We start from the raw sequence: 12,557 nt of genomic DNA on the forward strand, positions 1-12,557 counted from the left end.
GGCCCGGCGGTAGCTGCACCGAACAAGCCTCGAAAGCGATGGCTGGCAGATGGGCGTGGCGCCCTGAGACGGCGACCCAGATGCTGCACGGGACCCGCGCAGGATGAGGCTGAAAGAGGCGCATGTCGCGCGCAATCATCAGCTGCTCTGCCGTCTCGGTCACGATCACCGTGACCCGGCTCCCTGTACTTGGATCTGCGGTGCGGCCGGTAGGGCGGGCGCGGAGGGCAGGTTCAGGCCCTGTCCAAAAAGCCCAGCAAGTCGCAGAGGTGCTGCCGCATCAATGTTGGTGTCTCGCCCATCCCGCCGGTGAGGAAAGTTCATCACGCCTACTCATCGCGGCCGCACCGGAGCCGCCATACTCCCGCGCCAGACGTACCACGTGCAGCGTCGCCAAGCGATGTAGGGGCGCCAGCGGCGTCAGGGTGCCGATGAGAACAGTCTTCGCTATCGATCCGCACTGGGCCGAAGCTGAGCGCCAGATGTTGTCCGACAGAGTCGATTTCTTGAATGCAGTTCGGGTCCCTAAGCGCCGAAACAGCGGCGGGAACCGGCTGTGGAGTGTAACTCCACTCGCCGCCGATCTTCAGATCGGGCTCTCACGAAGCGGCCAAAGCTCGCCTTAAAGACCTGCCGCTCGCCGTCACGCAGTGTCTCCTTTCGGATCGCGCTTCCAGAACGCGGCGACGCGCTTGTCGACATCCAGCACCGCCAGAAGCAGCACGCCTGCAGCCGCGCAGGAGGCCAGTTGCCAGAGGGACAGTGCAGCGGTCTCGAACAGCGCGTGAAGTGGCGGGGCATAGGTCAGCAGCGCCTGCAAGGCCAGCACGACGGCCAGGGCGATCAGGACGGCAGGCGTTCCCCGGGTGCCTTCCGCTGTGGCCGAGGCGCCGTATCGGTACCGGACCGAGAAGAGATAGAACACCTCCATCGCCACCAGCGTGTTGACCGCCATCGTGCGCGCCACATCCAGATCCGCGCCCAAGGCCAGCGCCATTTCGAACTGCCCGAAGATGCCGATGGTGAAGAGGACCGAGACAAGCATGACGCGCCAGAGAACAAAGCGCGACATGATCGGCGCCGAGGCCGGGCGCGGCGGGCGCGCCATCACGCCCTTCTCGGGCGGCTCGAAGGCCAGCGCCATCGCCAGCGCGACCGAGCTGAGCATGTTCACCCACAGGATCTGCAGGGGCGTGATCGGCAGGACAAGTCCGAAAAGAACGGCGATGATCAGGCTCATGCTTTCGCCGCCATTCACCGGCAGCAGGAAGGTGATGACCTTCTTGAGGTTCGCATAGACCGTGCGTCCCTGTCGCACGGCCTCGGCGATCGAGGCGAAGTTGTCGTCGGCCAGCACCAGATCGCTGGCCTCGCGCGCTGCCTGCGATCCCTTCTGGCCCATCGCAATCCCGGCATCGGCGCGCTTCAGCGCAGGGGCGTCGTTGACCCCGTCGCCGGTCATGGCGACCACGGCGCCCGGCGCCTGCAACGCCATCACAAGGCGCAGCTTGTGCGCGGGGCTGGTGCGGGCGAAGATGTCGGTGCCTGCCGCTGCCCCGATCAGCGCCTCGTCGTCCAGGTCGTCGATCTGCGCCCCGGTCAGCACGCGGTCCGGGCGCGCCAGCCCGATCTGCCGGCCGATGGCGGCGGCGGTGCCGGCGTGATCGCCGGTGATCATCTTGACCGCAATGCCGGCGCGGCGGCAGTCGGCCACGGCGGTGATCGCCTCGGAACGCGGCGGGTCGATCAGGCCGACGAGGCCCACCAGGATCAGCCCGCCCTCGACATCCGCGTGATCCAGCGCCGGTCCGTCATGCGGCTTCCGGGCCAGCGCCAGGACGCGCATCCCGTCGGCCGCGATGGACGCGGCCCGTTCCTCCCAGAGGGCGCGGTCCAGCGGCCCTGCGGCGCCAAGGGCACCGTCGCAACGCGCCAGAACGGCCTCGGGCGCACCCTTGAGCAGGATCATTCCGTCTTGCAGCACCGCCATGTAGCGGTAGCGCGCATCAAAGGGGATCGTCGCTTGGGGCGCGGGGCGATCCTGCCAGGGCGTGTCCAGCTTGCCCGCCAATGCCAGCAGTGCCCCTTCCATCGGATCGCCTTCCACCCGCCAGGTGCCGGCGTGGCGCAGATGCGCGGTGTTGCAGTGCGCCGCGATCCGTCCCAATACCCGCAGCGCCGCGCCGCCTGCGCCGGTGATGTCGCCTTCGGGCGCATAGCCCGCACCGCCGACCTCGGCGTCGCCTTCGGCGGTGGCGATGCGGGTGACGACCATCTCGTTCCGGGTCAGCGTCCCGGTCTTGTCCGAGCAAATGACCGAGACCGCGCCGAGCGTCTCGATGGACGGAAGGCGGCGGATGATGGCATTGCGGGCGGCCATCCGCTGAACCCCGATGGCCAGGGTAATGGTCAGCGCGGCGGGCAGGCCTTCGGGGATGGCTGCAACGATCAGGCCCACGACAACGATAAAGCCTTCCGCAAAGGGCGTGTCGCGGGCCAGCGTGGTGAAGGCGAGGACCAGGGCCGCAACAGACAGGACGAAGCCGGTCAGGACCTTTGCAAAGCGGCTCATCTGGGCGATCAGCGGCGTGGTCAGCACCTCGACCGAGCTCATCATGTCGCTGATGCGGCCGATCTGCGTCGCCGCTCCCGTGGCCGTGACGACGCCGGTGCCGGTGCCTTCTGCGATCATCGTGCCGCTGAAGGCCATCGGATTGCGGTCGCCCAGCGGCGCTTCGGCCGCGACCGGGGCCAGCGCCTTGCGGACCGGCAGGGATTCGCCCGTGAGCATCGCCTCTTCCGCTGTCAGGTTCGCCATCTCGATCAGACGCAGGTCTGCGGGCACCCGGTCGCCGGCCTCGATCAGCACGACGTCGCCCGGCACAAGCTCCGCCGCGTCCACCTCCTGCCGCTGCCCGCCCCGCAGGACCGAGGCCCGCGGAGCCAGCATGTCCCGCAGCGCCTCCAGCGCCTGCTCGGCCCGCCCTTCCTGCACGAAGCCGATCACCGTGTTCACGATCACCACGGCCAGGATCACACCCGTGTCGACCCAGTGCCCCAGCAACGCCATGATCACGGCTGCCAGGATCAGGACCACGATCATCAGGTTGGCGAACTGCCGCGCCAGCCGCGCCAGCGCCGAGGGGCGTGTCGGTTCGGGCAGCCTGTTCGGGCCATGCCGCTCCAGCCGCACGGCGGCCTCGGCGGGGGCAAGCCCCGCAGGAGTGGTGTCCAGCGCCTCAAGTACCTCGTCTGCGGGCATGGCCCAGGAGGGCAGGTGGCCTGCTGCGGCTGCGTCCCTCACGGCGCGGTATATCCGCCATCGACAAGGTGGTAGCTGCCGGTGATGAAACTGGCGCGCGAGGACAGCAGAAAGCAGGTCAGCGCCGAGACCTCGGCCGGCGCGCCGATCCGCCCCATCGGGTGCAGTGCGGCCAGCCCCGCCATGACCTCGTCCGAGAGGTTTGCCGACAGAAGCGGCGTGTCGATGAAGGCGGGCCCGACGGCGTTCACGCGCACGGCCTTTGCCGCATATTCCATCGCGGCCGTTCGTGTCAGCCCCAGCAGCGCGTGCTTGGCCGCCACATAGGGCGCGGCATTGGCAAAGCCCACCGAGCCGAGGATCGACGACATGTTCACGATCGCCCCGCCGCCCGCGCGCTCCATCGCCGGGATCTGCCAGCGCATGCCATAGAAGACGCCGTTCAGGTTGATGTCGATTACCCGGCGCCAGTCCTCGGCAGGGTATTCACCCGTCGGCAGGCTGGGCCCGCCGACGCCTGCGTTGTTCACCGCGATGTGCAGCCCACCGCCCTCGGTTTCTGCAAAGGCAACAAGGTCCTTCATCGCCGCCTCATCCGTCACATCCGCGGCGAAGGCGTGCGCCCGTCCCCCGGCTGCGGTGATCTTATCGACGACATGCTGGCAGCCGTCCTTCTTGAGGTCACTGACGACGACAAGCGCCCCTGAGCGCCCCAGCTCCAGCGCTATCTCGCGGCCTATCCCCGAGGCTGCACCCGTGATGATGGCAGTGCGGCCGGAGAAGTCAAAGCGAAGGTCGGTCATGATCGTGCTCCTGTAAGATCGCTCATGGTGCAGGATCCCATGGCCGAGGTGTCCGCACATTGACCTGAATCAGGCGGCATCCACCTTTCGGTTCTCTTCGGGCGCCGGGTTGCCGTCAGGCTCGACGTTGAGATGGCTGGTGTTCCGCAAGATGGCGTTCAGTCGTGCCGCCTCCTGCTGGTATTCGTCCACGGCACGCTGGAAGAAAGCAGACTGGATCTTCTGCACTTGCGCGGGATCCCTTGAATGCAGCATTTCGTGCATTATCCGCGCATCCTGCCGCACGCGCCGCGCGATGAAGGACGTCCACTCCTCCATCAGGTCCATGTATGCGTCCACCATCGCGGTGTTGAACGCGCCAAGCGGGCGGATGAACGCCAGTTCAATCTCGCTCGTCTGGTTCAGAACGGTGCGCCTTGAGGTGGGTTGCGTCGATCATGACGACCTTCTCCACGCCGCCTCTTGAGGCCGGCTCCTCCACCATCCGGACAAAGACCCCCATGCCGCCCCGCGCTTGCACCGGTCGTGAGGGGTCTTGTGCGGACCATAATCCTGGGGCGCATCGCACCACTGCAACCATTACGATTTAATGATATTATCCCGATGAGCACACGCCGATCATCTACTCGCGGCTTGCCATTGTTGTTAAGTTAGAACGGCCTCAGCCGCTCCATCTCATCTTCAGCCAAAAAAGGTTGCTTATCATCACCCGCGCAAGTTTGGGAGCTTGAGTCACGCGGGCCGGACGGCCTCAAGCAGATCAATGGGTCCTGATCCAGCCCGCAGGAAAATTTCTGAATAACCCAAGACGCTTTATCGATTTCCCGACAAAACACCTAATGCATACATATTAAACTTTATTTTGATTAATTGACAGAAAGCTAGGTCAGGCCGTATATATTATATATCTCGGAGGAGATATCAAATGCGTCACACGAATCAAGGCCCCGACTCCGCTGTCGGTGGCGACGTGGATCTTGACCGCCGTGAAGTCTTGGCGGCACTTACAAAGTATTCGGCCGTTGTCGCTGGTGCATCGACCGTCGTGCTTACGGCGTCGGCATCTGTTTCTCTGGCCAGTGTAAGTGGCAGCGGGAGCAGCCGAGGTCCGCAGAACCCCGGAAACAGCAAAGGGGTCGGAAGGTCGCCGTTTGGGGGCACTCGGGGTCAGGTTCCTTCAGGAAAAGTCAAGTAGCTGACCAGCGATGGGGCACTCCCTCGTGGATCGATCAGGGCTGTCGGTTATCGCGAAAGGTTTGCCCCTCTCGCAGCCTTGGCTCAAGGCCCTCGCAGAGCGCATCGATGCTATAGAGCGAGTGCGCTTGGGGAGCCGTCATGTTCTATATTCTCCGGCGTCGGGGGCCATCCTTATGACGGATGAACTCGGCTTGGCGGTTTTGTCGGATCCCATGACACCTAAGGTGGGTGCGGACCTGCCCCGTGCAGTTCTCGATGAGATCCTTCGGGAGTGGAAAAGAGCCGGGCTCTTCGATGAAGCGCAGTTGCCCTTTCCTGATCCCGTGTTGGATTGCCTGAAGACAGGCTTGTACAATCGGCGCTTCGTCAGCACCTGGGGGACAGTCACAGTTGAGACAGATGACCCAGCTCTTCTGAGAGAGCTCGATGAACTTCTCTGGGCATTTTCCGCGTCGCAAGAAAGCCGCGTATCTCACGGTCCATCGATTCGCTGCATTTCTTGTGCCGAGGGAGGCTTTGGCGTCTTTATTGAGGGTCGTGCTCACTGGGGTCGAGCAACAACCGACGTGGCGCGATATCTTATTATAAGAGAGGCTGCCGAAGCGCTCGCAGGCGCAGACCGTGTGGGGGCGGTCCTCCATGGCGCTGCAGTGCTCCATCAGGGCAGCGCTCTTCTCATCTTGGGTGAGAGCGGCAGGGGTAAATCGACGCTGGCACAGGGGATGGTCGACGCTGGTTGCGGCTTTTTGGCCGATGATCACCTGCCACTCCACGTTGATGGGCGACAGCTTCTTGCTTTCCCGAGCGGCAGCGCGGTCAAGGAGGGAGCTCGAAACCTCAGTGAAGTGCGCCGCCTGAGTGCCCTTCATGGTCAATTTGGCAGTAGCCGCGACGGTGTCTGCTATCTTCCCATCGAACCAGCGGTGGCGCCAGGAACTGCGGTCCCGATTACTGCCATCGTATTTCCAGTGCAGATGCCGGGGGCAGAACTGACAATGACCCGAATGGCTCCCGAAGAGGCTTTCGTCGCCGCCATTGGTTCGGGCAGTCGTCCTTCACGACAACGAAAGCAGATAACTTCCTTGGCTAGACTGTTCGATGACGTACCTGCATTCACATTGCGCTACGGTACCTCGGCCCAGTCTGTTCCAGCATGCCTAGATGTCTTCGCAGGATGACCCTTTCGGCGTTGCTTGGCCCGCTGAACGGCGTGCGCTCTTCGGTTTCGCCGCAGTTGCGGTTTCAGGAAAAGTTCCGCGATACCTTCAGCCTGCGTTGGCGCAGAGCGATCCCCTGACGGTTGCCAGAGAGGCGCAGCGCCTGCAGGTGCATACCATGATCGGAGCGATCCTGACCCGCGATGATGATCTCGCGAAGCAGATGCCCGCAGATCTCGCTCTATTTTTTCGTGCAATGTACCAAGCGAACCGGCAGAGGGTCCGGGATGCCTTGGTTCAGCTTGCGGAAATCGGTGCAGCGCTCAGCGCAGCTGCTATCCCCGCAGTGGTTCTCAAGGGCGGCAGTGATATTCTCTCGCCGATCCATGTCGATCCCGCCATGCGCTATGTGGGCGATCTGGACGTGCTCGTGCCTGCAAATCGCGCCCAAGACGCTGCCGCCGCGCTGTGTGCTCTTGGCGCTGCGCCTGCTGCACCGCCTGCCTACCATGGCTCAAGCTTTGACTGGCGGGGCCAGCGCTTGTCAAAGCACCACTTGCCTCGGCTCGTTCGACCGGACTGGACTTTCCCAGTGGAGATCCATGTTCAGGCAGGGCCAGGTGCAGTCGCCGCAGTGCTTGATCCAGATAAGGTATTTGGCGGCTGTGTCCCAAGCAGGATCCAGGGACTGTCAGTCGCCTCCCACGAAGACAGGGCTTGCCATCTCTTGACCCACACGACGCGGCACAATGGTGCCGTAGGCCTTCGCGCATGGATTGATTGGTCCACGCTGCGCCGGCAGTGTGACCAGAATGTGGTCGCCTCACGCCTTCACCATGCCGGCTTCGATCAAACCTTCGAAAGCTGCGGTCTGATGGCCGATCTGCTTGAAGCGGAAGACGTTTCGCTGATTTGTGCAGGCAAGGCTGCAGTGTCCTCCGCTTCTCTTACTACTTTTGGCGCCTCTGGAGATCGATCATTGGCGGCCCTGCCGCCGTTCATATTTCGCCGTTTGCGGGCACTGATATTTTCTCAACTTTATCGAGACCATATAGGCGCTCGTCTCGCGCAGGGGGAATTTCTTCATGAAGTCTTGGCAAAAATACGGGCGCATGTATTTTGTCCGACAGTTGCAAAGAAAATGAGACGGCGCCCCAAATAATAGCCAATGACGCGAACATTTAACTCTAGGCTGTGATGACAAAAGGGCTTCGCTGGGGGCGCCGAGCGCGATTCAGGCTGGAACTGGCGACGGAGACAAAGTTGGCACGAGAGGTCATGTGGGGTGAAGAATGGTCGTTTCCATGAACGCTTCATCCTGCCGATCCGCGCCCCGACCGGGCGCAGGCCCCTGAACCATCGGGCTCTGTATTGGCCCAGCTGAATCTGCTCAGGTTACAAGGGAGAACGTAGCTGTCCGATCCCGGATATCCACATAGATCGCCGGACCGCGCTCTTCGTGGCAAGATCTATCCTTGGCGAGGTTCGTGACGGGAGGCGAGGATGCTGATCTCTCTTCACAAGCAGGCGACGACGACACCAAGGATAAGGGGCGCGATCCAGGCGAGCACGGAACCGGCCTGGATGGTGGCGGAGCGCTTCGGCATCTCCGAGCGGACCGTGTGGAAGTGGCGAAATCGCGACAGCGTCCATGACCGGAGCCATACGGCGCACAGGCTTCAGACAACGCTCACGCCGACACAGAAAGCTGTGGCGGTGGCGCTGCGCAAGTCCCTGCTGCTGCCGCTGGACGACCTGCTGTCGGTGGTCAAGGAGTTCCTGAACCCTCACGTCTCGCGCTCTGGCCTGGACCGCTGCCTGCGCCGGCATGGCGTGGGCAACCTGCGCGCGTTGCAGCCCCGGGCGCCACGGCCTGCGCACAAGCCCTTCAAGGCCTACGAGCCGGGCGATCTCCATGTTGACGTGAAGTACCTGCCGCAGAGGGCCGACGGGAACCGCCGCCGGTATCTGTTCGTCGCAATCGACCGCGCCACGCGATGGGTCTTCGTGCGCATCTACCCGGCCAAGTCTGCCGCCAACGCCCGTCGCCTTCTCCGGGATCTGGAGCGCGCCGCGCCGATGACGATCACCAGGGTGCTCACCGACAACGGCACGGAGTTCACCGATCGTCTGTTCGGCCTTCGCCGCCGGGGGGCGACCGGCAACCATGATTTCGACCGCCTCTGTGCCGACCTCGGCATCGAGCATCGCTTGGCCCCACCGATGCATTCGCAAACCAATGGCATGGTCGAGCGCTTCAACGGCCGGATCGAGGACGTCCTGCAAAGCCACCGCTTCCGCAGGGGCGAGGATCTTGAACAGGCTATTCTTCGATATGTCCGGCTTTACAACGGCCAGCTCCCGCAATCAGTGTTGAAGGGGCAAACGCCCATCAACGCGCTCAAGGACTGGCAAAGGCAAAGGCCGGACCTCTTCAAGAAGCGGCCGTACAATCATGCGGGATGTGGCAGGTAGCTTACAACATGCGCCGCCTCGGCCAGCTGCGCCGCCTGACCTTGGGGCGCGGCAATCACGCCATTAGGCCGAAACGCCCCGCGTGACTAGCGCAGCACCAAAGCCCCCATAGCGAGCAAGGACGCCGGCTGGCGGTATCATCACCGTCTCAAGCCCCAGCCCGCTATCCGAAGCCGGAAAACTCAAAAATCGAGGTGCCCACGAGCGAAAGGCGGAGAATTCGATCTCCCGTCTCGTGGACGCCGGCTGGATTGTCCGGACGGACAAGACGCTGTCCATCATCGGGTATGGGAGCAGCATGGCACCAGACTACGCCCGCAAGACGCCGGATTGAAAGTGGCGCTGGAACGCCCTCGGCTTTTGAACATGAAGTCGTGCCTCAGTGCGCGGCTTCACTCGCTCCACCCGTTCGCCCTCTGCATAGCCCAGATCGGCTCAGGAGGCACTATTCGGGTGCTTCGAACCTCGGCGTGGCTCAGTTGGCATCCTTTGCTCTGCTCTGGCCAGCCGGTCCCTGCCGGGAACGAGGAGCAAGAGTGGGACAGAAGGCTCCTGGCTGGGGCTCCGACTTCGGCGCCTCCAGTTCGGCCGCTGGCAACATGTGCGGTGGCGGGCTCCGGCTGATCCGAATGGCACCCGGACAGACCACGATGCCGGGGACCTTCTTCTTCGACTACGAGGCACAGAAGACGCTGACGGTAGCTAGCCAACCGCGCGCTGCTGAAGTGTGTAGAAGGCCGTTTCATGGGCGCGCTCAAGCGGGTGCTGGACACAGTCCAGTGCACGAGCGGCGCCAGATCCTGAAGGAGCGAATGACCTTCGTGGAGATCATTGGCCCCCTCCTGAAACAGATCAAGATACGCGCCGCCGCGGAGGCCGGGGTGACGTCCGACCAGGTGCTGTCGGGCAGTCCATCGTCTTCTACGGCCGGATGATCCCCGAAAGGGACAGGCCAAGGCCCATCTTCACACCTGCTATGTGGCCGCACTCTTTCTGGAGCTCGAGTTCATGCCCGAGCCGGAGGCCGCCGCCATCGCCAGCGGGCGCTGGAGCAACTAAGAGAGATTGGCCTCAGCTGGTGCGCTATTCTCCGCCACCGGCCGCCGTCGTTTTGCTGACACCCTGTTGACATGGTTGCGGAACGCAAAAAGTCTCCCGCAAGGGAGGCTCTTAAGGTGCTGACCTAACGCGAGTATTTGGTTGCGGGGGCAGGATTTGAACCTGCGGCCTTCAGGTTATGAGCCTGACGAGCTACCGGGCTGCTCTACCCCGCGCCAGTTTTGTCCTGATCGGGTTTTCATCGTTATCAGAGAGATATTTGCGTGTCTTACCAGGTCTGGCGGTGACCTACTCTCCCACGTCTTGAGACGCAGTACCATTGGCGCAGCGGCACTTAACGGCCGAGTTCGGGATGGGATCGGGTGTTTTGCTCGCGCTAGGGCCACCAGACCGGGAAAGACACGCTCAGCGTCGCCCCTTTCGGGGTTTTTGTTGTCCAAGGATGCATGGGAGGAAGACAGTCTGTCTTCTTCCGGATCAAATCAAGCCTATCGAGCCATTAGTACCGGTCAACTGAATGCATTGCTGCACTTACATCTCCGGCCTATCGACGTGGTGGTCTTCCACGGCTCTCAAGGGAGACCTTGTTTTGAGGGGGGCTTCACGCTTAGATGCCTTCAGCGTTTATCCTGTCCGTTCATAGCTACCCAGCACTGCCGTTGGCACGACAACTGGTCCACCAGTGGAACGTCCACCCCGGTCCTCTCGTACTAGGGGCAGCTCCTCTCAAGTCTCCAACACCCACGGCAGATAGGGACCGAACTGTCTCACGACGTTCTAAACCCAGCTCACGTACCTCTTTAAATGGCGAACAGCCATACCCTTGGGACCTGCTCCAGCCCCAGGATGAGATGAGCCGACATCGAGGTGCCAAACGATGCCGTCGATATGGACTCTTGGGCATCATCAGCCTGTTATCCCCAGCGTACCTTTTATCCGTTGAGCGATGGCCCTTCCACTCGGGACCACCGGATCACTATGGCCGACTTTCGTCTCTGCTCGACTTGTCAGTCTTGCAGTCAGGCTGGCTTCTGCCATTGCACTCAACGACCGATTTCCGACCGGTCTGAGCCAACCTTCGCGCGCCTCCGTTACTGTTTGGGAGGCGACCGCCCCAGTCAAACTACCCACCACGCAGGGTCCCGGACCCGGATAACGGGCCGCGGTTAGACATCAAGAGTGCGAAGGGCGGTATCTCAAGGATGGCTCCACGAGGACTAGCGTCCCCGCTTCAAAGCCTACCGCCTATCCTGCACATCGCAATCCTGATGCCAGTGCGAAGTTGTAGTAAAGGTGCATGGGGTCTTTCCGTCTAACCGCGGGAAGTCTGCATCTTCACAGACAATTCAATTTCGCTGAGTCCACATTTGAGACAGCGGGGAAGTCGTTACGCCATTCGTGCAGGTCGGAACTTACCCGACAAGGAATTTCGCTACCTTAGGACCGTTATAGTTACGGCCGCCGTTTACCGGGGCTTCAATTCAATGCTTGCACATCTCCTTTTAACCTTCCGGCACCGGGCAGGCGTCAGACCCTATACGTCGCCTTACGGCTTCGCAGAGCCCTGTGTTTTTAGTAAACAGTCGCCACCCCCTGGTTTGTGCCCCCGGCCTCTGCTTGCGCAAAAACCGGGCCTCCTTCTCGCGAACTTACGGAGGTATTTTGCCGAGTTCCTTAAATGTGGTTCTCTCAAGCGCCTTGGTATTCTCTACCAGTCCACCTGTGTCGGTTTCGGGTACGGTCTTGTGGAGGGCTATTTCCAGGGACCCCTAAGCAGCCCGATCAATCCGTTAAGATCGAACTACCCTCGGGATCCGTCACCATCTCCTGGCCCAGGAATATTAACCTGGTTCCCATCGACTACGCCTTTCGGCCTCGCCTTAGGGGCCGGCTTACCCTGCTCAGATTAGCTTTAAGCAGGAACCCTTGGACTTTCGGCGACAGGGTCTCTCACCCTGTTTGTCGCTACTCATGTCAACATTCTCACTTCTGATCACTCCACCGGATGCCTCACGGCCCGGCTTCACAGTCAGAACATTGCCTCCGTTGATCCGTGAGGATCAAAAGAGGCAGCGTTCTATATCACAGAACGCTCCGCTACCACGCACCCTAAGGTGCATCCAAAGCTTCGGCTCGTGGCTTGAGCCCCGTTACATCTTCGCCGCAAGACCTCTTGATTAGACCAGTGAGCTGTTACGCTATCTTTAAAGGATGGCTGCTTCTAAGCCAACCTCCTGGTTGTTTTGGAAGTCTCACATGCTTTCCCACTTAGCCACGAATTGGGGGCCTTAGCTGTTGGTCAGGGTTGTTTCCCTCTCCACGACGGACGTTAGCACCCGCCGTGTGTCTCCCGGACAGTTCTCTTGGGTATTCGGAGTTTGCTTAGACTCAGTAAGGCTGTGGGCCCCCATCATCCATGCAGTGCTCTACCCCCCAAGGAATACATCCGAGGCGCTACCTAAATAGCTTTCGCGGAGAACCAGCTATCTCCGAGTTTGATTGGCCTTTCACCCCTAGGCACAAGTCATCCCGACCTTTTTCAACAGGTGTGGGTTCGGACCTCCAGTACGTGTTACCGTACCTTCATCCTGCTCATGCCTAGAT

The 12,557-nt window shown here is 61.7% G+C and carries 8 protein-coding genes, 1 tRNA gene, 2 rRNA genes and 1 pseudogene (1 of these 12 cut by a window edge); 5 read left to right on the top strand and 7 right to left on the bottom strand.

Annotated elements, in window-relative coordinates; genetic code table 11:
- Nucleotides 1-643: 643 nt before the first annotated feature.
- From ACNR9W_RS14910 to ACNR9W_RS14925, 4 genes and pseudogenes are all read right to left on the bottom strand, one after another.
- Nucleotides 644-3,304, bottom strand: coding sequence for a cation-translocating P-type ATPase (locus ACNR9W_RS14910; RefSeq protein ID WP_419271454.1), 2,661 nt, complete (start codon nt 3,302-3,304; stop codon nt 644-646).
- Nucleotides 3,301-4,065, bottom strand: a complete 765-nt coding sequence (locus tag ACNR9W_RS14915; RefSeq protein WP_419271455.1) for an SDR family NAD(P)-dependent oxidoreductase — start codon at nt 4,063-4,065, stop codon at nt 3,301-3,303. The genes ACNR9W_RS14910 and ACNR9W_RS14915 overlap by 4 nt, the downstream gene beginning before the upstream one ends.
- Nucleotides 4,066-4,134: 69 nt before the next feature.
- The gene (locus ACNR9W_RS14920; protein WP_458478524.1) at nt 4,135-4,392 is read right to left on the bottom strand and encodes a hypothetical protein; all 258 of its coding nucleotides are present in this window, start codon (nt 4,390-4,392) and stop codon (nt 4,135-4,137) included.
- Between the two features lie 76 nt (nt 4,393-4,468).
- A pseudogene (locus tag ACNR9W_RS14925) lies at nt 4,469-4,768 on the bottom strand (transposase); the annotation flags it as partial.
- 667 nt (nt 4,769-5,435) lie between these two features.
- Here ACNR9W_RS14925 and ACNR9W_RS14930 point away from each other — a divergent pair.
- The 5 genes from ACNR9W_RS14930 (at nt 5,436) to ACNR9W_RS14950 (ending at nt 9,829) form a co-directional block, all read left to right on the top strand.
- Nucleotides 5,436-6,440 (top strand): hypothetical protein, encoded by a 1,005-nt coding sequence (locus tag ACNR9W_RS14930; RefSeq protein WP_419271456.1) that lies wholly within the window; start codon nt 5,436-5,438, stop codon nt 6,438-6,440.
- Nucleotides 6,437-6,559, top strand: a complete 123-nt coding sequence (locus ACNR9W_RS14935; protein WP_419271457.1) for a hypothetical protein — start codon at nt 6,437-6,439, stop codon at nt 6,557-6,559. Before ACNR9W_RS14930 ends, ACNR9W_RS14935 begins: the two co-directional genes overlap by 4 nt.
- 38 nt (nt 6,560-6,597) lie before the next feature.
- Nucleotides 6,598-7,581, top strand: coding sequence for a nucleotidyltransferase family protein (locus tag ACNR9W_RS14940; RefSeq protein ID WP_419271458.1), 984 nt, complete (start codon nt 6,598-6,600; stop codon nt 7,579-7,581).
- A gap of 341 nt (nt 7,582-7,922) precedes the next feature.
- Nucleotides 7,923-8,894 (top strand): IS481 family transposase, encoded by a 972-nt coding sequence (locus ACNR9W_RS14945; protein ID WP_458478525.1) that lies wholly within the window; start codon nt 7,923-7,925, stop codon nt 8,892-8,894.
- A 536-nt stretch (nt 8,895-9,430) separates the two neighbouring features.
- Nucleotides 9,431-9,829, top strand: a complete 399-nt coding sequence (locus ACNR9W_RS14950) for a hypothetical protein (protein WP_419271722.1) — start codon at nt 9,431-9,433, stop codon at nt 9,827-9,829.
- Nucleotides 9,830-10,091: 262 nt separating this feature from the next.
- On the opposite strand, the gene ACNR9W_RS14955 is transcribed toward ACNR9W_RS14950, so the two are convergent.
- From ACNR9W_RS14955 to ACNR9W_RS14965, 3 genes are all read right to left on the bottom strand, one after another.
- Nucleotides 10,092-10,168 (bottom strand) — tRNA-Met (locus ACNR9W_RS14955).
- A gap of 60 nt (nt 10,169-10,228) precedes the next feature.
- Nucleotides 10,229-10,343, bottom strand: a 5S ribosomal RNA gene (gene rrf, locus ACNR9W_RS14960).
- Between the two features lie 88 nt (nt 10,344-10,431).
- A 23S ribosomal RNA gene (locus tag ACNR9W_RS14965) occupies nt 10,432-12,557 on the bottom strand (it continues 708 nt past the right edge of the window).

The organism is Paracoccus sp. T5 (genome assembly GCF_048538155.2).
Classification (GTDB): domain Bacteria; phylum Pseudomonadota; class Alphaproteobacteria; order Rhodobacterales; family Rhodobacteraceae; genus Paracoccus.

Coding starts and splice junctions, on each gene's coding strand:
- ACNR9W_RS14915 (WP_419271455.1), bottom strand. CDS start 4,065: ATGACCGACCTTCGCTTTGACTTCTCCGGCCGCACTGCCATCATCACG.
- ACNR9W_RS14920 (WP_458478524.1), bottom strand. CDS start 4,392: ATGGACCTGATGGAGGAGTGGACGTCCTTCATCGCGCGGCGCGTGCGG.
- ACNR9W_RS14930 (WP_419271456.1), top strand. CDS start 5,436: ATGACGGATGAACTCGGCTTGGCGGTTTTGTCGGATCCCATGACACCT.
- ACNR9W_RS14935 (WP_419271457.1), top strand. CDS start 6,437: ATGACCCTTTCGGCGTTGCTTGGCCCGCTGAACGGCGTGCGCTCTTCG.
- ACNR9W_RS14940 (WP_419271458.1), top strand. CDS start 6,598: ATGATCGGAGCGATCCTGACCCGCGATGATGATCTCGCGAAGCAGATG.
- ACNR9W_RS14945 (WP_458478525.1), top strand. CDS start 7,923: ATGCTGATCTCTCTTCACAAGCAGGCGACGACGACACCAAGGATAAGG.